This window comes from Kocuria sp. ChxB, from assembly GCF_044359605.1.
GTDB lineage: Bacteria > Actinomycetota > Actinomycetes > Actinomycetales > Micrococcaceae > Kocuria > Kocuria rhizophila.
In genome coordinates, this window is record NZ_CP121123.1 from 1,151,671 (window position 1) to 1,170,601 (window position 18,931).

General features: G+C 70.7%; 20 protein-coding genes. 4 read left to right on the forward strand and 16 right to left on the reverse strand.

Annotation, left to right across the window (positions count from 1 at the left end; translation table 11 throughout):
- Nucleotides 1–6: 6 nt before the first annotated feature.
- Nucleotides 7–285 (reverse strand): DUF4229 domain-containing protein, encoded by a 279-nt coding sequence (locus tag P8S73_RS05025; RefSeq protein WP_019311124.1) that lies wholly within the window; start codon nt 283–285, stop codon nt 7–9.
- A 103-nt stretch (nt 286–388) separates the two neighbouring features.
- Here P8S73_RS05025 and P8S73_RS05030 point away from each other — a divergent pair, with 103 nt between their 5' ends.
- Entirely contained in the window at nt 389–961 is a 573-nt protein-coding gene (locus P8S73_RS05030) for a PLDc N-terminal domain-containing protein (protein WP_035885419.1), read from the forward strand.
- A 224-nt stretch (nt 962–1,185) separates the two neighbouring features.
- Here the strand turns inward: P8S73_RS05030 and ccsB are convergent, their stop codons facing one another.
- From ccsB to P8S73_RS05085, 11 genes are all read right to left on the reverse strand, one after another.
- The gene (gene ccsB / locus P8S73_RS05035) at nt 1,186–2,316 is read right to left on the reverse strand and encodes a c-type cytochrome biogenesis protein CcsB (protein WP_019311121.1); all 1,131 of its coding nucleotides are present in this window, start codon (nt 2,314–2,316) and stop codon (nt 1,186–1,188) included.
- Between the two features lie 16 nt (nt 2,317–2,332).
- The gene (locus P8S73_RS05040; protein WP_019311120.1) at nt 2,333–4,024 is read right to left on the reverse strand and encodes a cytochrome c biogenesis protein ResB; all 1,692 of its coding nucleotides are present in this window, start codon (nt 4,022–4,024) and stop codon (nt 2,333–2,335) included.
- Nucleotides 4,021–4,779, reverse strand: a complete 759-nt coding sequence (locus tag P8S73_RS05045; protein WP_019311119.1) for a cytochrome c biogenesis CcdA family protein — start codon at nt 4,777–4,779, stop codon at nt 4,021–4,023. Before P8S73_RS05045 ends, P8S73_RS05040 begins: the two co-directional genes overlap by 4 nt.
- The gene (locus P8S73_RS05050; RefSeq protein ID WP_019311118.1) at nt 4,776–5,408 is read right to left on the reverse strand and encodes a TlpA disulfide reductase family protein; all 633 of its coding nucleotides are present in this window, start codon (nt 5,406–5,408) and stop codon (nt 4,776–4,778) included. The genes P8S73_RS05045 and P8S73_RS05050 overlap by 4 nt, the downstream gene beginning before the upstream one ends.
- Before the next feature lie 44 nt (nt 5,409–5,452).
- Nucleotides 5,453–6,124, reverse strand: a complete 672-nt coding sequence (locus P8S73_RS05055) for a histidine phosphatase family protein (protein WP_019311117.1) — start codon at nt 6,122–6,124, stop codon at nt 5,453–5,455.
- Nucleotides 6,125–6,182: 58 nt separating this feature from the next.
- Entirely contained in the window at nt 6,183–6,524 is a 342-nt protein-coding gene (locus P8S73_RS05060; RefSeq protein ID WP_082019223.1) for a glutaredoxin family protein, read from the reverse strand.
- Nucleotides 6,525–6,593: 69 nt separating this feature from the next.
- Nucleotides 6,594–6,692: a 30S ribosomal protein bS22 gene (locus tag P8S73_RS05065; protein WP_005504750.1), complete on the reverse strand. Its 99-nt coding sequence runs from the start codon at nt 6,690–6,692 to the stop codon at nt 6,594–6,596.
- Between the two features lie 154 nt (nt 6,693–6,846).
- A complete protein-coding gene (locus P8S73_RS05070) occupies nt 6,847–7,644 on the reverse strand; it encodes a FadR/GntR family transcriptional regulator (RefSeq protein WP_059280799.1) in 798 nt (265 codons plus the stop codon).
- An 87-nt stretch (nt 7,645–7,731) separates the two neighbouring features.
- Nucleotides 7,732–9,072 (reverse strand): NADP-specific glutamate dehydrogenase, encoded by a 1,341-nt coding sequence (gene gdhA / locus P8S73_RS05075; protein WP_039100592.1) that lies wholly within the window; start codon nt 9,070–9,072, stop codon nt 7,732–7,734.
- Nucleotides 9,073–9,111: 39 nt separating this feature from the next.
- A complete protein-coding gene (locus P8S73_RS05080; RefSeq protein ID WP_052239179.1) occupies nt 9,112–10,224 on the reverse strand; it encodes a metalloregulator ArsR/SmtB family transcription factor in 1,113 nt (370 codons plus the stop codon).
- A gap of 72 nt (nt 10,225–10,296) precedes the next feature.
- Nucleotides 10,297–11,508, reverse strand: coding sequence for an acetoin utilization protein AcuC (locus P8S73_RS05085; RefSeq protein WP_019311112.1), 1,212 nt, complete (start codon nt 11,506–11,508; stop codon nt 10,297–10,299).
- Between the two features lie 140 nt (nt 11,509–11,648).
- Between P8S73_RS05085 and P8S73_RS05090 the strand changes: the two genes are divergently transcribed.
- Nucleotides 11,649–13,094, forward strand: coding sequence for a TrkH family potassium uptake protein (locus P8S73_RS05090; RefSeq protein WP_019311111.1), 1,446 nt, complete (start codon nt 11,649–11,651; stop codon nt 13,092–13,094).
- Entirely contained in the window at nt 13,087–13,755 is a 669-nt protein-coding gene (locus tag P8S73_RS05095) for a TrkA family potassium uptake protein (protein WP_019311110.1), read from the forward strand. Before P8S73_RS05090 ends, P8S73_RS05095 begins: the two co-directional genes overlap by 8 nt.
- Nucleotides 13,756–13,919: 164 nt before the next feature.
- Here P8S73_RS05095 and P8S73_RS05100 read toward each other — a convergent pair whose 3' ends face one another.
- Together P8S73_RS05100 and proC are read right to left on the reverse strand one after the other, a co-directional pair.
- Nucleotides 13,920–15,011 (reverse strand): YbdK family carboxylate-amine ligase, encoded by a 1,092-nt coding sequence (locus tag P8S73_RS05100; RefSeq protein ID WP_059280800.1) that lies wholly within the window; start codon nt 15,009–15,011, stop codon nt 13,920–13,922.
- A gap of 46 nt (nt 15,012–15,057) precedes the next feature.
- Nucleotides 15,058–15,897, reverse strand: coding sequence for a pyrroline-5-carboxylate reductase (proC, locus tag P8S73_RS05105; protein ID WP_019311108.1), 840 nt, complete (start codon nt 15,895–15,897; stop codon nt 15,058–15,060).
- 510 nt (nt 15,898–16,407) lie between these two features.
- On the opposite strand from proC, the gene P8S73_RS05110 reads away from it, so the two are divergent.
- On the forward strand, nt 16,408–16,935 hold the full coding sequence (locus tag P8S73_RS05110; protein WP_019311107.1) for a potassium channel family protein: 528 nt from the start codon (nt 16,408–16,410) through the stop codon (nt 16,933–16,935).
- 129 nt (nt 16,936–17,064) lie between these two features.
- Here the strand turns inward: P8S73_RS05110 and P8S73_RS05115 are convergent, their stop codons facing one another.
- Entirely contained in the window at nt 17,065–17,871 is an 807-nt protein-coding gene (locus P8S73_RS05115; RefSeq protein ID WP_396350549.1) for a sugar phosphate isomerase/epimerase family protein, read from the reverse strand.
- Nucleotides 17,868–18,848, reverse strand: coding sequence for an exopolyphosphatase (locus P8S73_RS05120; RefSeq protein WP_019311105.1), 981 nt, complete (start codon nt 18,846–18,848; stop codon nt 17,868–17,870). The genes P8S73_RS05115 and P8S73_RS05120 overlap by 4 nt, the downstream gene beginning before the upstream one ends.
- Between the last annotated feature and the right edge of the window lie 83 nt (nt 18,849–18,931).

The following is an 18,931-nucleotide window of genomic DNA, read 5'->3' on the forward strand; positions in this document are numbered from 1 at the left end:
GTCCGCTCAGAGCTCCTTGCGGGCCTCGGCGTCCGTGTACGAGTCCTCGATCTCCTGATCCTCGAGCTCCACACGGTTGGTGGGCTTGGGCGAGCGCGCGATGAAACGGTGGAAGTCCTGGCCCGCGGCGTAGTGCAGCGTGGGGAAGAAGATGTAGCAGATCGCGAACGCGGCCACCACGGCCGCGATCCCGGAGAACACCAGTCCCAGTCCCAGGAGCATGAACAGCAGGAACAGGACCACCAGGATGCCCAGGCGCAGCAGGGAGTACTTCAAGAAGTTCACGGGCCCATTCTAGGTGGTCTCGCTGTGTGCACCCCGGGCGCGGCGCTGCACAGCCACGGCCATGAACGCGGTGGCCCCGGCGCACTCCCCTAGGATGATCGGCATGGGCAGAGCCATCCTCATCATCGGGTCCGGCGCACTGGCAGTGGGCCTCGTCATCTACGCGCTCATCGAGTGCGCACAGTCGGAGAGGTACCGCGTGCGTGCCGTCCCCAAGGGCGCGTGGCTGCTCATCATCCTCCTGCTGCCCGTGGTCGGGGCCGTGCTGTGGCTCTTCTTCGGCCGTCCCCGCACGGACGACGCCGCCCGGGACGCCGCCCGTGGCCGCGGCCCGGACGACGACCCCCAGTTCCTGCGCAATCTCGAGGAGCGCCGCAAGCAGCAGGAGCAGGCGCGCAAGCTGCAGGAGTGGGAGAACGAGCTCAAGCGCACCGGTCAGGCCCCGGGGGCCAAGCCGCAGGTAAATGAGCCGCTGGACCCCTCCGACCCGCGCTGGACGGACCCCACCACGGGGTCGCACGCCGCGGACGACTCGCTCGGCGGCACGGGCGCGAACCCGGGCAGCGGGCGGAGCACCGGCCGTGAGCAGCCCACCGACGAGAACCCGAGCGCAGCCGACGGAACCGGTCGCCAACACCCCGAAAACCCCGAGGGTGAGCCTCCTCGCCACGACTGACCCGCGTCCGCGACTCGGTCGATGAACGGCCCCACGCGGTTTCTCCTGGCGCCCGGCCACCGCGCGCGCTCGGCGTCCCCCAGCACCACGGGCACCCCGCTCGCGTCGGGGCTCTGAAGTACCCAGCACCGCACGACAGAGCCCGCCCCCGCAGCAGCGGAGGCGGGCTCGTTCGCGGAAGGGTGCGGGCGGCGTCGTAGTGTGTGCGGACGCCGCCCCGCGCGTCACAGGCCGGAGTAGGAGTGCAGACCCGGGAACAGCGTGTTGACCACGGTGAAGTTGAAGACCACGCACATGTAGCCGGCGATCGACAGCCACGCGGAGCGGTTGCCGTTCCAGCCGCGGGTCACGCGGGCGTGCATGTAGGCGGCGTAGACCGTCCACACCACGAAGGTCCAGACCTCCTTGGTGTCCCAGCCCCAGAAGCGGCCCCACGCCTGGTCCGCCCAGATGGCTCCCGCGGCCAGGGTGAAGGTCCAGAACACGAAGCCCACCGAGTTCAGGCGGAACGCGAAGTTCTCCAGCGTGACGGAGTCCGGCACCGCGCGCAGGAAGCCCATGCGGGACTCCTGCCCGGAGGCCAGCAGCCGCTCGCGGCGGGACTGCATGAGCTGCAGCACGGCCATGGCGAACGTGATGGTGAAGACGCCGGACGCCGCCACCGCGATGGACACGTGGATGATCAGCCAGTAGGACTGCAGGGCAGGCTGCAGCGGGGACACCGGGGTGGGGAACGCGATGGTGGCCAGGCACAGCATGGTGAGCACCAGGCCGGAGACCATGGGACCCACGAAGCGCAGGTCCTTGAAGATCAGGGTGACCAGGTACACGCCGGAGACCACCAGGGCACCCGTGCTGCAGAACTCGTACATGTTGGCCCACGGCACACGGTCCGCGGCGATCCCGCGGGAGACCACGGCGAAGGCGTGGAGCACGAACGCGATGACCATGAGGGCCACGGCCACGCGCGCCGCCGGGCGGCGGGTGTTGTGCTGGTAGTTCAGCGCCTCGAACTCGCCGGCACCCTTGGTGGTGTTCTGCGCGGAGGTGCGGAACTCGTCGGAGACCGTCCCGCCCGCGTCCGCCGCCGGGGTGGCCTCGCCGCTCGCGCCCGACGCCGCCGGGCCGGCGACCGCACCCGCGGAACCCGCCGCGGAGGAACCGCCCGCGACCCCCGCGCCGGCGCCCACGAGCTGCTCGGACTTCCGCTCCGCGGCGGCCTGCTTGGCGGCCCGTGAGCGCTCCTTGACCGCGAGGGTCTTGGAGTGGGTGGCCATGTCCCACACGAAGGCCACGAACGCCACCATGTAGGTCATGGCGGCCAGGAGCATGAACCACTCGCTCCAGTTGCCCAAAGTCACATTGATGTCGCTACCCATTGTTTTGCGCCTTATCCGACGAATCCAGGTGGAACTCCCGCACGCCGCGGTCCTCCCACAATGACGTCCACAGAGCTGTCAGTTTTTCGGCTTCCGCACCCAGGCGGTGGTCCTCGCCACGCGCCAGCAGGCCGTACTCCAGAACAGTACACCGCACCCCGTGGGCGTCCTCGGTCTCCACGGCCCGCACCCACGCCCGGCGGCGCGCAATGAACAGGCTCATGATGAGCCCGGTGAACGCCACCAGGAAGGAGATGAAGGCCGGGATCCGCCCCGGGTCGTAGTGCACGTCCAGGCCCACGTAGCGCTTGACGTCCACGAACTCCACGCTGCCCTTGCCCTCGGGCAGCGTGGCCGTGCGGTGCTGGCCGTCCAGCACGATGGGCCCGTTGGCAGAGCTCATGGAGTTGAGTTCCTCGAGGTTCTGGGTGTCCAGCACGTACACGTTCTGCGGCTGGCCGCTGTTCAGTCCCAGGTCGCCGCTGAACGAGGAGAGCAGCAGCGCGGGGTTGTTCAGCGCCGGGTCCACGGACTGTGGGATCTTCCCGTCCTGGGAGACCGCCGTGGGCAGCAGGAGGCCCACGAAGCCCAGCTGGTCCGGAGCGGCGTCGGGCACCTTGAGGGTCAGGGAGGACGTGTAGACCGAGTCGGAGGGCACCGTGACCACGGGCCCCTCGTAGGCCACGTTGCCCTCGCCGTCCTTCACACGCAGCACGGGGGCGTAGCCGTTGCCCACCAGGTACACCTTGGTGCCGTCCACGTTCAGCGGCTTGTTGACCTCCAGCTTCACGTCCTCCGGCGCGGCCCCGGGCTCCTCCGTGACGGTGAGGTCCGCGTTGAAGTCCGTGGGCTGGCCGTAGTGCTCGGGGTCCGAGGTGTCACGGCTGAAGGTGGCCTCGAACGAGTCCAGCTGCAGGGAGAACGGGTTGAGGGAGTCCTCGTCGAAGTTGCTGCCCGGCTCGAAGGAGTCGTAGTCCACCAGGGTGTTCACGAACGACTCGCCCTCCACGACCACCTTCTGCCCCTTGTACCCGTACAGGGATCCGATGGCCACGGAGATCAGCACGGCCAGCAGCGCCACGTGGAAGAGGATGTTGCCCACTTCCTTGAGCATGCCCCGCTCGGCCGCCACCGACGGAGCCGCGGAGCCCAGGTCCTGCACCTGCACACGGTAGCCGCGCTTCCTCAGCGCCGCCGCCGCCTGCTCGACCGCCTCGTTCGGGGTGGGGCCCTCGCCGCCGTCCCGTCCGCCCAGCATGACCTTGCGGTACTGGGGCATCCGGGTGAGCCGCCTGGGAGTGCGGGGCGGCTTGGAGCGCCAGGCCTTGAAGTGCTGGATGGCACGCGGGATCACGCAGCCAACGAGCGAGATGAAGAGCAGGATGTAGATCGCCGAGAACCAGTAGGACTGGTAGACGTCGAACAGCTGCAGGGTGTCCAGCACCGGGCCGATCGTGGGATTGGCCTCGATGTAGCTGGTGACGGCCTCAGGGTCCTGCACCCGCTGCGGGAACAGGGACCCTGGCACCGCGGCGATCGCCAGGAGCAGCAGCAGCACCAGGGCCGTGGACATCTTGGTGAGCTGCCGCCACGCCCAGCGCAGCATCCCGACGAACCCGAGGGCCGGGACCTCCACGTCGGGGCGCTTCGGCTTCCGCTCACGCGGAGTGCGCGCTGTCGTCATATCGGCATCACCCAATCGGTTACGAATTCGGACTGGATCCAGGAGACCAGCGCGGACCAGACGCCCGTGGCCATGGCCAGGCCGATGAGCACGAGCACCACGCCGCCCACACGCTGCAGGGTGAGGCGGTGGCGGCGGAAGAAGGACATGGCACCCATCCCCCGGCGCATGGCCAGGGCGATGAGGATGAACGGGACCCCGAGTCCCAGGCAGTAGGCGGTGGTCAGCACCACGGCCTTGCCCGTGGAGGCACCGTCCACGTAGGCCAGCGCCTGCACGGCCGCGAAGGTGGGGCCGATGCACGGTGCCCACCCGAGCCCGAAGGTCATGCCCAGCACGGGCGCGCCCCACAGACCGGGAGGTGGCCGGCGTTCGATCTTGCGGTCACGCTGGAACCACGAGAGCCCGCCCAGGAAGACCACGCCCATGACCATCACCAGGATCCCCAGCACCACCATGATCCACTCCTGGCCCCGGAACCACGCGAAGGCCCCGAGCTGGGCGAGCACCACGGACATCACCACGAACACCAGGGAGAAGCCCAGGACGAAGAGCAGGACCCCCCAGAAGATGCGGCCGCGGCGCTGCTCGCGCAGGTCCGCTCCGGTGAGGCCGGTGATGTACCCCAGGTAGCCCGGGATCAGCGGCAGCACGCACGGGGAGGCGAAGGAGACGAAGCCCGCCAGCAGAGCCACGGGCAGCGCGGCAATCAGTGAGCCGTCGAGGATGACCTCGGCGAAGGGATTGCCGTTCATGCGGACTCGGCCACCGTGTCCTTGATGAGCGCGTCCAGTGTGGACTTGTCCGCCTTGCCGAGGATCCGGGCGGCCACCCGGCCCTCCGAGTCCAGCACCAGGGTGGTGGGCACCGCCTGCGGGGGCACGTACTCGCTCAGGGCCAGCAGCATCTCACCGTTGAGGTCCGTGGCGGAGGGGTACTCCACGCCGAAGGTGCGCTCGAACGCCTCGGCGGTGGCCTGCTGGTCCCGCAGGTTCACGCCCATGAACTGGGCCTGGTCCCCGTACTCCTCGTGCAGCGCCACGAGGTCCGGGGCCTCCGCACGGCACGGGGCGCACCCGGCGTACCAGAAGTTGAGCACCACGGGCTTGCCGCGCAGGCTCTCCGCAGAGACGGTGGAGCCGTCGTACATGGCGGCGTTGAAGGACACCGGCTCGCCGCGCTGCTCCGGTGCGTACTCGCTCACGGAGCCGTCCCCGGCCACGTACCCCTTGTCCCCGCCGGAGTTCGCCTGGTCCGCGAGGTCGTCGGAGGACGCCGAGCAGCCCGTGAGCGCGAGGCCCGCCGCGGCCACCACGGCGATCAGCCCCGTGCGCACACGCGTGCGGGCGCGCGGACGCCGGGCGGAGGAGGGCTGTGGGGTCACGGAGTCATCACCTGAAGACGTGAGGGGGTGGAGTGGGACATCGATTATGAGCCGGGAAGCTGGTTGACACCTGGATAGAGGTGGGCGGCCGGTTCCCGGTAGTGCAGCTGCGGGACCTCGGCGGCATCAACGTCCCGGAACGTCAGGGAGGTCAGCGACGCGAGGTTGCACTGGCGGCGCCGCGGATCGTGCGGCAGGGGGCGTCCCTCCACCGAGAGGCGGGTCAGCCAGATGGGCAGCTGGTGGGACACGGCCACGGCCTGAGCGCCGTCGCCCCCGATCCGCACGGCTTCCCGGGCGAGCTCCCGCACAGCCTGCGCCATGCGCTCCACCTGATGGCGGTACGGCTCGCCCCACGAGGGGTGCAGGGGGTTGAGCAGGTGCGGCCAGTGCTTGGGCTTGGCCAGCTCTCGGCCGGACACGTGCAGGCCCTCGAAGTGGTTGGCGGGCTCGATCAGCCGCTCGTCCGTGCGGACGTCCAGGCCAAGCTCACGGGCCACCGGTGCGGCCGTCTCCCGGGTGCGGGTCAGCGGGGAGGACGCGAGGAGCACGATGTTCTCCCCGTCCTGCACGCGCTGCGCGAGGTCCGCCGCGGCGGCCTCCGCCATGCGGGCGCCCTTCTCGGAGAGGTGGTAGTCCGGCAGGCGACCGTAGACCACGTGCTCGGGGTTGTGGACCTCGCCGTGGCGCAGGAGGTGAACGGTAGCTGAAGGCATGGCCCCAGTGTCTCAAACCCCGCCGGGAGGCCCCAATCCGAGGTCCAGGCTCCGAGGTTCAGGCGAGCACCGCGCGCAGCCGCTCGCCGTCGATCCGCCAGCGGTCCCAGGCCGCGCCGTCCACGAACACCACGGGCACGAACTCGGCGTAGTCCCGGACGAGGGCGGGGTCCCCGGTGATGTCCTGCTCGCGCAGCTCGGTGCCGGTCTGTGCGCAGACCCGTTCCACGACGTCCCGGGCGTCGTCGCACAGGTGGCACCCAGGCTTGGTCAGCAGCGTGACCTCGTGCCGCGGACGCGTACGGGTCCAGTCCACACCGGACAGTAGCCCACCCGTGCGCCCGGACGAGCCCGGGCCGGTGCCTGCGGGTGCCTGCGGGGAACGGGGCTGATCGGTCATGGCGACCATGCTACGCACACGGCAAGGCCCCGCTCCCCCACGGGGAACGGGGCCTGGCACGGGCGCTGCCTACTTCTTGTTGCGGCGCTGGTGACGGGTCTTGCGAAGCAGCTTGCGGTGCTTTTTCTTGGACATGCGCTTGCGGCGCTTCTTGATGACCGAACCCATAGGATCCCTCACAATTCTCTGGACAGTGTGTTTGCTGGGGGCTGCGAGTCAACGCCACCCCGCCCCATCGAACTCAGGGGCAACATCCGATTAACGGCAAACTATGCCATAGCCTACCGCGTGACCCCGCCCCGCCTGAAAACGGGGGCGGGGCTCACGCGCTCGCGCGGGGCGCGGCGGAGAACTCGTCGTCCTCGGCGGCCGGCTCCGGCGACGCCGCGGCGTCGCCCAGGGCGTGCGGGTCCGCCGCGGTGGCGCGGGCCTGGTCCGGGTCCACGCCGGCCTCCTCGTACTGGTACTCGATGTGCTCACGCACCAGCCGGGCCGCGAGGGTGCGGTCACCGGCGTCCAGGGCCCCGACGATCGCCCGGTGCTCGGCGCGGATGCGGCTGGAGGTGGTGGACCACAGCGGGACGTGACCCACCAGGGCCATCGTGTACTCGTAGATCGAGTCGCGCAGCGCGGTGAACAGGGCCGTGCTGACCGCGTTGCCGCAGGACTTCACCAGGGCGATGTGGAAGCTCACGTAGAGGTCGTGGAACCGCTTGAGCCCCAGGTCCTCCCGGTCCATCTCCGTCATGATCCCCCGCAGCTCGTCCCGGGGGATCCAGCGCTGCTCCGAGGCGTGCAGGGCGGCGGTCTCCAGCAGCACCCGGGTCTGGACGATGTCCCGCAGGGGGTGCTCGGAGGTGGCCATGTGCAGCTGCAGCGCCGGACCGGCGGACGCCGCGGGCTCCCGGACCAGGATGGGCAGGATGGCCCGGTGGGGGCCCTCGAAGAGCCTGACGATGCCCTGCGCCTCCAGGATCTTCAGGGCCTCTCGCATGGAGTTGCGGGACACGCGGAAGATCGCGGCCATGTCCTTGTCAGTGGGCAGTCGCTGCCCCAGCACCAGGTGTCCGTCGAACAGCTCGTTCTCGAGCCACTGCAGAACCTCTCGATGCGTTGCCATAGTCTCCACCCTAGACTCGACGGGTGACCAACCGCTGGATGCGGCGGTCGGTCACCTTCGCGAGCCCTCGTGCTCTCGTGCGCGGTCTCAGATGATGCCCTGGGCCACCATGGCGCGTGCCACCTTGATGAACCCGGAGATGTTCGCGCCGGCCACGTAGTTGCCGGGCATGCCGTACTCGTCGGCGGTCGCGGCGCAGGTCTCGTGGATGCCGCGCATGATCTCCTGCAGCCGGTCCTGCGTGTGCTCGAAGCTCCACGAGTCCCGCGAGGCGTTCTGCTGCATCTCCAGCGCGGAGGTGGCCACGCCGCCGGCGTTCGCGGCCTTGCCCGGTGCGAACAGCACGTCCGACTCCTGGAAGAGGTGTACGGCGTCCGTGGTGCAGGGCATGTTCGCGCCCTCGGCCACGGCCACCACGCCGTTCTCCAGCAGGGTCTTGGCCTGGCGGCCGTTGAGCTCGTTCTGGGTGGCGCACGGCAGGGCCACGGATCCCGGGACGTCCCACACGGAACCACCGGCCACGTAGGTGGCGGAGGAGCCGCGGCGCTCGGCGTAGTCGCTCATGCGCCCACGCTCCACCTCCTTGACCTGCTTGAGCAGCTCCAGGTCGATGCCGTCCTTGTCCACCACGTAGCCGCCCGAGTCCGAGGCGGTGAGGGCCTTGGCCCCGAGGGACTGGGCGCGCTCGATCGCGTAGATGGCCACGTTGCCGGAACCGGAGACGATCACGTCCCGGCCGTCGAAGCTCTTGCCCTGCGTCTTGAGCATCTCCTCGGCGAACATCACCGCGCCGTAGCCGGTGGCCTCCGTGCGCACGAGGGAGCCGCCCCAGGACAGGCCCTTGCCCGTGAGCACCCCGGACTCGTAGCGGTTGGTGATCCGCTTGTACTGGCCGAACAGGTAGCCGATCTCCCGGCCGCCCACGCCGATGTCACCGGCGGGAACGTCCGTGTACTCGCCGATGTGGCGGTACAGCTCGGTCATGAAGGACTGGCAGAAGCGCATGATCTCGGCGTCGCTGCGCCCGGAGGGGTCGAAGTCCGAGCCGCCCTTGCCGCCGCCGATGGGCATGCCCGTGAGCGCGTTCTTGAAGATCTGCTCGAAGCCCAGGAACTTGACGATGCCCAGGTACACCGAGGGGTGGAAGCGCAGCCCGCCCTTGTACGGGCCCAGGGCGGAGTTGAACTCCACGCGGAAACCGCGGTTGATGTGCACCTCGCCCTGGTCGTCCACCCAGGGCACGCGGAAGATGATCTGCCGCTCGGGCTCGCAGATCCGCTCCACGATCGCGGAGTCCAGCACCTCCGGGTGGCGCGCCACCACGGGTCCCAGGGACTCGAAGACCTCGTCCACGGCCTGGTGGAACTCGGACTCTCCCGGGTTGCGTGCCGTGATGATCTGCCGGATGGGGATCAGTTTCTCGTGCATGGCTCTCCTGCCGTCTCGTGGTGTCGGTGGGTGGGGCCCTCAGTCGCGGCGTGTGCCGCGGCCACGGCGCCGGAACCCTGTCAGAGTGGACAGCAGACCGCTCTGACGACGATGCGCCCCACCGCGCGGACGCAGCAGCTCCGCGCTCTCGGACGGGTCGGACCCCGCAGGATCGCGGGGGCCGGTCTCGCGCGCGGCATCGGACTGCGCGCGTGCGTCGGCGGGGACATCGTGCTCCACACTAGCCGGTGTGACCGGGGTCTCCGCGTCGGGAAGGGGCTCGGCCGAGTGCTCCGCGGTGGTTTCGAGGTCCTCGCTCTCGCGGTCGGCGGCGGGGTCCGTCTCTGCGAACCCTGTGCGGTGCTCCGCGGCCTCGTCCTCGGCGTCAGGCAGGGCGGGCGTCCCGGACTCGCGCTCCGCCATCCCGGGCTCGTGGCCCGCCATCCCGGCCCCGGGCGCGTCCTCCACGGAAGCCGGTACGACGCCGGTCCCGGCCTCCTCCTCCTCCGTCACCTCGGTGACCTCCGCGGTGAACCACGGCACGGACCGCTCGGGGGCGGATTCGGCGGCCGGGGAGCGGTCCTCCTCCGAGGACGGTACAGACTCCTGAACGACGGGGGCGAGCTCTGGTGCCGACCCGTCCGGATCGGGAAGCTCGATCGCGGCGTCGATGTCTGCGGCGGCAGTCTCCTCGACGGCTTCACCGGGCTCCGCGGCCTCTGCTGCGGTGGGCCCCTCCGAGTGCGCGGCATCAACGGCGGCGGCGTCCTCCGGCTCAGCGGGGTGGCCGTCCTGCGCTGCGGCATCGTCCGACGACACCGGCGGGACGGGCGGAACGGGCGCCGGGGCCGGCGCGGGCGGCGTCGTCCCCTCAGCAGGATCCGCGGCACCGGCGGCGGCGACGAGCTCGCCCAGCCAGGCCACGACCTCCTCCAGGGGTTCGGGGGCGATGCTGTAGAAGCGCTTCTGACCCTGTGCCCGGGTGCTCACCATGCGGGCGTCACGCAGCACCTTGAGGTGCTTGGACACCGTGGGCTGGGAGACCTCCAGCTCGGTCACGAGCTCGCCCACCGGCCGCGCGCCGTCCTGCAGGGCCGCGAGGATGCGGCGTCGTGTGGGATCGGAGAGCGCGGAATATGCATCGTGGGACATGGGAAACAGCCTAGTGGGAGCGCGCGCGTCCGCCCCAATCCGCCGCCCGGTGCGCCCCGACCGGCAGATGCGTCAGTCGTACCAGGGGTCCAGCCCCCAGTGGGGGAAGACCTCCTTGCGGGTGGCCATGATGCTGCGGTCGGTCTCGTCGTTGGGGTCGTAGCCGATCTCCCAGGACCGCCACCACAGGTCCACGTCGTCACCCATGACCTCGGGGGGCCGGCCGCCGTACGTCTCGCTCATGTAGTCCCGCCAGGACTGCGGCACCCTGGTGGTCACGGCCACGGGGTGCCCCGACGCGACACCCACCAGGTGCGCCCAGGAACGCGGCACGGCATCGTGGACGTCGTAGCCGCCGCCGCCCGTGGCGAGCCAGCGGCCCTCGCAGACCTCCTGCGCGAGGTCGCGCACGGCGAGCGCCACCTGACGCTGACCGTCCACGCTCACGCGCAGATGGGTCAGCTCGTCCTGGAAGTGGGAGTCGCAGCCGTGCTGGGAGACGATCACCTCGGGAGCGAACTCCCGCGTGATCGGGGGGACCACGGCGTCGAACGCGCGCAGCCACTGGGCGTCGTCGGAGCGCGTGGGCATGGCCACGTTGACCACTGTTCCGGCGGCCTCGCCCTCGCCGATCTCGTTGGCGAAGCCCGAGCCCGGGAACAGGGAGAGCCCCGTCTCGTGCAGGGAGATGGTCATGACGCGGGGCTCGTCGTAGAAGATCGACTGTGTACCGTCCCCGTGGTGGCCGTCCACGTCCAGGTAGAGCACGCGCTGCACACCGTTGTCCAGCAGGTGCTGGATGGCCACGGCGCAGTCGTTGTAGACGCAGAAGCCCGAGGCCTTGTCCGCGGCCGCGTGGTGCATGCCGCCGCTGAAGTTGACGGCGTGGACCACCTTTCCGCTCAGCAGCTCCACGGCTCCCTGGTAGCTGCCACCCACCAGCCGCGCACTGGACTCGTGGATGCCCGCGTAGCCGGGGGTGTCCTCCGTGCCCAGGCCGCACTCCGGGATCTCGCGGGTGGGGTCCTCGGAGACAGCGCGCACGGACTGCACGTACTCCGGGGTGTGCACGAGCTCCAGGACGCTGTCCTCCGGGACCTCCGGCACCGTGACCCGCACGTTCTCCGCCGTGTCCAGGCCGAGGTCCTGCACCAGGCGCATGGTCGCGTCCAGCCGCGTGGGACTCATGGGGTGGTAGTCCCCGAAGTTGTACTGCAGCAGCTGCGGGTCCCAGTAGACGCTGGTGGGGTGCTGGGCGTCGTTGCCCTTTGTCGCGGAGCTCACAAACCCATTAGACCACTCGGGTTGCGGGGCTGTCGCCGCACCGCACCGGGACAGGGAATACTGGGGGACGTTGCGCCCAGCAACCCCCGGGATCCGCTCCGCGCACCCCGGATCATCCGTGGCCGCCCCGAGGAGGTGCCGTGAGCGAGCTCGAGCAGCCCAGTGCCGTGGAGGAGCCGGACACCGACGCCTCCACCTCAGAACCCCTGACCACGCGCACCGCGCGCGGGATCCGCGACTTCGTGGACCGGATCGCGGACTCCTCCCCCGCGCGGCTGGCCGTGATCGTCTTCGTGATCGTGGACCTCGGCTTCGCGCTGCTGCTGTGGCTGCCGGTCTCTGCGCAGCCCGGGCGGCACACGAACTTCGCGGACGCCGTGTTCACCGCCACCTCCGCCGTGACCGTCACGGGGCTGACCACCGTGTCCACCGCCGCGCAGTGGTCCCTGTTCGGGCAGGTGGTCATCCTGGTGGCCATCCAGGTGGGCGGTCTGGGCACCCTGACCATGACTTCCATCCTGGCCCTGGCCATCGGGCGGAAACTGGGGCTGAAGTCCAAGCTCATCACGCAGGAGGCGCTGAACATCGGCCGCCTGGGCGAGGTGGGCTCGCTGCTGCAGATCATCGTGATCACCTCCATCACCATCGAGGCCGCGCTGGCCGTGGTGCTCTCCGTGGGCTTCCTGGCCGAGGGCGAGCCCCTGGGCACCGCCCTGTGGCACGGCATTTTCTACGCGGTCTCCAGCTTCAACAACGCCGGCTTCACCCCGCACACGGACGGGCTGGTCCCCTACGACCACGCCGGGCCCACGGTGTGGCTCATCCTGCTCCCGGTGTGCGTGGGCGTGATCATGGGCTCCCTGGGCTTCCCCGTGATCCTGGTGCTGCGCCAGGTGGGCTTCCGCTTCAACCGCTGGAACCTCAACGCCAAGCTCACCGTGGTGACCACCGCCATCCTGCTGCTGCTCGCGTGGGTGCTGTTCCTGGCCGTGGAGTGGAACAACCCGGACACACTGGGGGGCAAGTCCGTCCCGGAACGGATCTTCCAGGGGTTCTTCGCGTCCGTGATGATGCGCTCCGGAGGGTTCAACCTGGTGGACATGCCGGACACCTCCCAGGTTACCCTGCTGCTCACGGACGCCATGATGTTCGCCGGGGGCGGTTCCGCGTCCACCGCGGGCGGGATCAAGGTGACCACGCTCGCCGTCGTGTTCCTGGCGATCCTCGCGGAGGCGCGCGGCGACCAGTCCGTGATCGCGTTCTTCCGCACCATCCCGGACTCCGTGCTGCGCATCGCGATCTCCGTGATCATGATGGGGGCCTCCGTGGTGCTCGCGGGCTCCGCCGTGATGGTGGCGCTCACGCACCTGCCCCTGGACCACGTGCTGTTCGAGGTCATCTCCGCGTACGCCACGTGCGGGCTGAGCACGGGTGTCTCGGCGGCGTCCCCGGACGCCGGGAAGTACGTGCTGTCCGTCATCATGCTGGTGGGGCGCATCGGCACCACCACGGTGGCCACCGCCCTGGCGCTGCGCTCCCGCCGTCGTCTGTACTCCTACCCGGAAGAGAGGCCGATCATTGGCTAAGAACTCCTCCCACGCCGCCCCCGTCCTGGTGGTCGGGCTAGGCCGGTTCGGTGCCGCCACGGCGCTGCAGCTCATCCAGCAGGGCCGCGAGGTGCTCGGCGTGGAGCGCGATGCGAGCCTCGTGCAGAAGATGGCCGGGCAGCTCACCCACGTGGTGGAGGCCGAGGCCACGGACATGGACGCCCTGCGCCAGATCGGTGCCGCGGAGTTCTCCTCCGCGGTGGTGGGCGTGGGCACGTCCATCGAGTCCTCGGTGCTGATCACCGCCAACCTGGTGGACCTGGGCATCGACCGGATCTGGGCCAAGGCCATCTCCCCCGCCCACGGCAAGATCCTGGCGCGCATCGGCGCGCACCACGTGATCTTCCCGGAGGCGGACGCCGGACGGCGCACCGCCCACCTGGTCTCCGGGCGCCTGCTGGACTACATCGAGTTCGACGACGACTTCGCGATCGTCAAGATGTACCCGCCCCGCGAGACCCAGGGCTTCACGCTGGGCGAGTCCGACATCCGCTCCAAGTACGGCGTGACCGTGGTGGGCGTGAAGTCCCCCGGCGAGGACTTCACCTACGCCCGCCCCGAGACCACGGTCTCCTCGCGGGACCTGCTGATCGTCTCCGGGCACGTGGACCTCATCGAGCGCTTCGCCGCCCGCCCGTAGCACGACGCCGCACGGTCGCCTCCCGGGCGTCCTTCACCCGCCGGAGGTCGGCGGCCGTCCCGGCCCGCGGGAGAAGACGCGCAACGGCACCCGCGGGTGCGGCGGCGTCGTACCGGCCCGCACACGCGTGAACGCCGCAGCGCAACCGTGCGCGGTTCCCCGGCTCAGGCGCGCGGGTCCGCCGTCATCGCCTGCGTGGCCATGTCCATGAGCCCGGGGATCCCGGCGCGGGCGAACGCGCGGCGCTGCCGGATGGCGCCGTTGCCGCGCGCCACGATCCGGCGCACGCCGGTCTCCGCGAACTCCCGGTCCGCGGCCGTGGGGTGGTAGTCCCGCGCCCGTTCCAGCAGCGTGTCCACGAGGGTCTCCCCGGGGACGAGCTCCGCGGCCACAGGGTCCAGGACGCGACCGCTCAGACCCCACCGGGCCGCCTGCCACAGGGCGATGTCCAGGTACTCCTGGCTCAGCTCCACGGTGGGCGGCACGTCCACGGCGTAGTCCGCGAGCGCGCGGATCAGCACCGCGATGGCCACGGAGTCCTGCGCCTCCAGCTGAACGTCGCACGCCCGGATCTCCAGGGTGCCGTGCTTGTGGGAGAGCCGGGCCAGCCAGCTCAGGGTGGAGGGGCTCTCCATCACGTCGAACGCGCTGAGCACGGCCACGCGCTGCTCGTGGTCCGCGAGGTCCTTGAAGTGCGGCGGGATGTCGTTGGCGATCCAGCGGCGGTAGTGGATGGAGCGCCAGGACTCGAAGCCGGACTCCGTGCCCCGCCACAAGGGCGAGTTGGCGCCGATCGCCACGAGGGCGGGCAGCCAGCCGCGCAGCCCGTTCAGTGCCCGCACGGCGTCCTCCATGTCCGGGAAGCCCAGGTGCACGTGCATGCCACTGATGTACTGGTCCGCGGCGATCGCGGGCGTGTACCCGGCGAGGCGCTGGTAGCGCTCGTTCACCGTGATGTCCGCGGGCTCGGGGCGGATGTCCGGTGCGGCGGCCACGCCCACCACGTCCATGCCCATGGCGTCCGTGGCCTCGTGCAGCGCGGTGCGGAAGTCCACGAGCGAGGCCACGGCCCCGGCGGCGTCGTGGAAGATCGGGGAGGTCTCCTCCACCTGGCACGAGAGCCACTCGGGTGTGGCCGCGCCGCCGCCCGCCTCCAGGGAGACCAGCTGCGCGGACTGCTCGGGGGTGGGGCGGGCGGGAAGCCTGTCCCCGCGGTCGATCAGGAGGAACTCCTCCTCGATGCCGAACGTGCTCATGGTGTACCGCCTTGCTGGTCTCGTGGGGTGGGCGTGGGAGCGGGCGTCACTGCCCGTCGTACTCCTTCTCCATCTCGTCGCCCTTGGTCGCGGAGGCCTCCGCCCCTGCGGCGACGATGTCCCGCAGGCCCTTCTCGTCGAACGTGGTGATGGCCTGCTCGGTGGTGCCGCCCGGGCTGGTGACGGCCCGGCGCAGGGCCGCGGGATCGGCGTCCTCCGGGGCGAGCAGCTCACCCGCGCCCGAGACCGTCTCCTTGGCCAGCACGCGCGCGGTCTCCGGGTCCAGGCCGAGCTTCTCGCCCGCCTGCTGCATGGCCTCGGCCAGGTAGAACACGTACGCGGGGCCCGAGCCGGAGACGCCGGTGACCGCGCGGATCAGGTGCTCGGGGACCTCCACCACGGTGCCCACCGTGGAGAGGACGTCCTTGACCTGCGCGAGCTGCTCCGCCGAGGTGTGCTCCCCCGGCGTCACGGACAGCGCGCCGCGGCCCACGCTGGACGGCGTGTTGGGCATGCAGCGCACCACGGGCTGGCCGTCCGGCAGAGCCCGCTGCAGCGCGTCGAGGGTGACGCCCGCGGCCACGGAGACCACCACCGTGGAGGGGTCCAGCGCGGGCGCGACCTCACGGGCCAGGTCGAGGATGGCGTAGGGCTTCACGCCCAGCAGCACAATGTCCGCGCCCGCCACGGCCTTCCGGTTGGCCTCCGGGTCCGACTCGCCAGCGAAGACCTCCACGCCGGTCTCCCGGTGCAGGGCCTCCGCCGACGCCGCCGAACGGGTCGTCGCGCGCACGCCGCCCGCCTCCGTGCCCGCGGCCAGCACGCCGCGCAGGATGGAGCCGTTCATGGAACCGGCTCCGAGGAACGTCAGTGTCAGCTCAGCCATGGTGTCTCATCCTCTCGGGCCCCGCGGGCACGCCGGGTGGCGCCGTTCACGGGCTGTGGTGGTCGGGAAGCTCCCTCGACGGTACCGCGCCGCGCCGGGGGCCCGCGAGCGGGGGTGCTCCGTGGCCCGTGAGAGTTCCGGGACCCAGGGAGGACGGCCCGTTCCGCACGGGGCACACCGGCGGTCCCCGAGGTCGCCGCGCTGGCCACCTCGGACGGTCCCTTCCGCGCGGGGCACACCGGGGGCGTTCGCGGGGCACACCGGAGGCGTTGACGGAGTCCGCGGAGCTGCAGACGCACCGGGGGCGTTCGCGGGTTGGCCCGATTAGGGTTGGGCCCAGCACACCACGCATCGAGTCAGGAGTCCGTGTGTCCTCTTCCCTCCACCGTGCCTCGCGGGGGTGCAGCGCCGACCAGAGCGTCGGGCAGCGCCGCTCCGCCGCGTCCGCGGATGCCGCGCCGCGTCTGCTCGTGCCGGCTCCGTGTCCGCCGGTGAGGCAGGAGGTGCGCGATGTCCTCGGAGCAGTCTGAGACGCAGCCCCCGTCCCACCCGCGGCGTGGTTCCCACGGGCGCGGTCTGACCAGTTCCATCCGCCCCGTCCGGGCCGTGATCGGGCTGCTGGCGGTGACCGCCACGTACTACGCGATCCCCCTGGACCCGGACCGCGACCTGGTGGGACGCATCATCGCCTCACTGCTGGGGCTGGCCGTGGTGGGTGCGGTGATCATCCGCCACCTGCGCCGCGGGGACGACCCCGTGGGCCGGCTGTTCCTGCTGCTCATGGTGGCCGTGGCCGTGATCGCCCTGTCGTTCCATGCGGTGTCCATGATTCCCGGCCAGTTCGAGGGGCTGGAGACGCGCACCGACGCGCTGTACTTCACGGTGGTCACCCTGGCCACGATCGGCTACGGGGACATCCACCCCGTGGGGCAGACGGCCCGCGCGCTGGTGGTCGTGGCCATGGGGTTCCACGTGGTCTTCCTGACGTTCCTCGTCTCCGCCATCTCCCGGCGGATCGGGGAGCGCCTGCAGGGGTAGGTTCGCAACCGCGGGGCCGTCCCCGCGCGCGGTGCCGGCCCAGCGACGTCGCCCGGCTGCGTCCACGGCCGCGCTGCCGGTGCGAGCGCGCGGTTCGCCAAATGACAGTGCCCGTTCCGGGCGGACACCTCAGCCCTGGACCGTCATGTGACGGCGGGCGAAGTCCAGGGACTCCGCAAGCCACTCGTCGCGCTGCTCCGGGGTCTCGCACTTGCGCGTGGAGACCTCCACACCCACCACGCCCTGCCAGCGCTGGTCGCGCAGGTATTCGAGGGTCTGCGCGACCGGCTGCACACCGTGGCCCGGGAGAAGGTGCTCGTCCGCGAGCGTCTCCCCGGACCCGTCCGTGAGGTGCACGTGGCCCAGCCGGGACCCGAGCTCCTTCACGGCCGCGAGGGAGTCCATCTTGGCGGTGGCGGCGTGGGAGAAGTCCCACGTGACCCAATCGTAGTCCTGGCCCAGCGGGCTGTAGTGCGGGGAGTAGACCACTGCCTCCCGCCCGGCCACGCGCCACGGGTACATGTTCTCCACGGAGATCTTGGTGTCCGTCATGCGGGAGACCTCCCGGGCCCCGGCCACGAAGTTCTTGGCGTACTTGCGCTGCCACCGGAACGGCGGGTGGGCCACCACCACCTCTGCGCCCACCTGGTGGGTGAGCTTCGCGGCCATCTGGATCTTGGTCCAGGACTTGCCCCACACCTGCTGGGTGAACAGCAGCGTGGGCGCGTGGATGGTGGAGATGGGGATCTGGTACTTCTGCACGCTGTCCAGCAGCTGGTGGGTCAGCTGGCTCATGCGCTCGTGGGTCACCAGCACCTCCACGCTGTCGTAGCCCAGGCGTGTGGCGGCCTCGAAGGTCTCCGGGACGCCCTGGGGGTACAACGAGCTCGTGGACAGCGCCACGTGCGGGCGGTAGACGGCGGGGGTCTCGCTCATCGGCGGTTCACCAGGTCCTTCGGGTTGACGGTCTCGCTCGTGGCGTCCCGGGCCAGGCGGTCCATGCGGCGCAGGATCAGACCCTCCCGCAGTGCCCACGGGGAGATCTGCACGGTGTCCACGGCCAGCATGTCCATCGCGGTCTCCGCGACGATCGCCCCGGCCACCACCTGGGCAGCGCGGTGCTCGGAAACTCCCGGCAGATCCGCACGCTCACCCACGGTCATGGCCTCCATGCGACGGGTCCACAGCCGCAGGTCCTCCAGGTGCATGAGCCGCTCCACGTACGGCCCCTGGGCAGACGGTGCCGCACCGCAGATCCGGGCGAGGGAGCGGAAGGTCTTGGAGGTTCCCGCCACGAGGTTCGGGTGCCCACCCCCTGCGATCCGGTCCACGGCAGGGCGCAGGGTGGTGCGCACGTGCTTGCGCAGGGCCTTGAACTGGGCGGGCGAGGCGACGTCGGACCCTGCCAGGTACGCCCGGTACAGCCGACCCGCGCCCAGCGGCACGGAGGTGGCCACCGTGGGCAGCGCATTGGTGCCGATCGCCATCTCGAACGAGCCGCCCCCGATGTCGAAGTCCAGGATGCGCCCCGCGCTCCACCCGAACCAGCGGCGCACCGCGGAGAACGTGATGGCGGCCTCCTGGTCCCCGGACAGCTCCGTGAGCGTCACCCCCGAGGTGGACTGCACGTGCTCCAGCACGTCGTTGCCGTTCGTGGCCTCACGGATGGCCGAGGTGGCGAACGCCAGCAGGTCCTCCGCGCGGTGCTCCACCGCGAAGTCCCGGGCCTCCACCACGAAGGACGTGAGCAGGTCCCGGCCCTCGTCCGTGATCCGCCCGTCCTCGTCCTGGTAGTCCACCAGCCGCAGTGCCACCTTGTGGGACGCGTAAGGCTCCGGGCGGGAGCCGGGGTAGACGTCCAGCAGGAGCAGGTGCACCGTGTTGGAGCCGACGTCCAGGACGGAGAGCCTCATGGGTGTTCCTTACTTTCGCAGACGTGCGGTGCCCGGCCCAGCTCGGAGCGCGAACCAGACGGTTGGCCCCAAGAATGCCGGGC

Excerpts from the sequence above, each read along its gene's own strand:
- P8S73_RS05100 (WP_059280800.1), bottom strand. The coding sequence starts at position 15,011 with ATGAGCACGTTCGGCATCGAGGAGGAGTTCCTCCTGATCGACCGCGGG.
- P8S73_RS05060 (WP_082019223.1), bottom strand. The coding sequence starts at position 6,524 with ATGACCGATCAGCCCCGTTCCCCGCAGGCACCCGCAGGCACCGGCCCG.
- gdhA (WP_039100592.1), bottom strand. The coding sequence starts at position 9,072 with ATGCACGAGAAACTGATCCCCATCCGGCAGATCATCACGGCACGCAAC.
- proC (WP_019311108.1), bottom strand. The coding sequence starts at position 15,897 with ATGGCTGAGCTGACACTGACGTTCCTCGGAGCCGGTTCCATGAACGGC.
- P8S73_RS05055 (WP_019311117.1), bottom strand. The coding sequence starts at position 6,124 with ATGCCTTCAGCTACCGTTCACCTCCTGCGCCACGGCGAGGTCCACAAC.
- P8S73_RS05040 (WP_019311120.1), bottom strand. The coding sequence starts at position 4,024 with ATGACGACAGCGCGCACTCCGCGTGAGCGGAAGCCGAAGCGCCCCGAC.
- P8S73_RS05045 (WP_019311119.1), bottom strand. The coding sequence starts at position 4,779 with ATGAACGGCAATCCCTTCGCCGAGGTCATCCTCGACGGCTCACTGATT.
- P8S73_RS05065 (WP_005504750.1), bottom strand. The coding sequence starts at position 6,692 with ATGGGTTCGGTCATCAAGAAGCGCCGCAAGCGCATGTCCAAGAAAAAG.
- P8S73_RS05080 (WP_052239179.1), bottom strand. The coding sequence starts at position 10,224 with ATGTCCCACGATGCATATTCCGCGCTCTCCGATCCCACACGACGCCGC.
- P8S73_RS05110 (WP_019311107.1), top strand. The coding sequence starts at position 16,408 with ATGTCCTCGGAGCAGTCTGAGACGCAGCCCCCGTCCCACCCGCGGCGT.
- P8S73_RS05070 (WP_059280799.1), bottom strand. The coding sequence starts at position 7,644 with ATGGCAACGCATCGAGAGGTTCTGCAGTGGCTCGAGAACGAGCTGTTC.
- P8S73_RS05120 (WP_019311105.1), bottom strand. The coding sequence starts at position 18,848 with ATGAGGCTCTCCGTCCTGGACGTCGGCTCCAACACGGTGCACCTGCTC.
- P8S73_RS05115 (WP_396350549.1), bottom strand. The coding sequence starts at position 17,871 with ATGAGCGAGACCCCCGCCGTCTACCGCCCGCACGTGGCGCTGTCCACG.
- P8S73_RS05030 (WP_035885419.1), top strand. The coding sequence starts at position 389 with ATGGGCAGAGCCATCCTCATCATCGGGTCCGGCGCACTGGCAGTGGGC.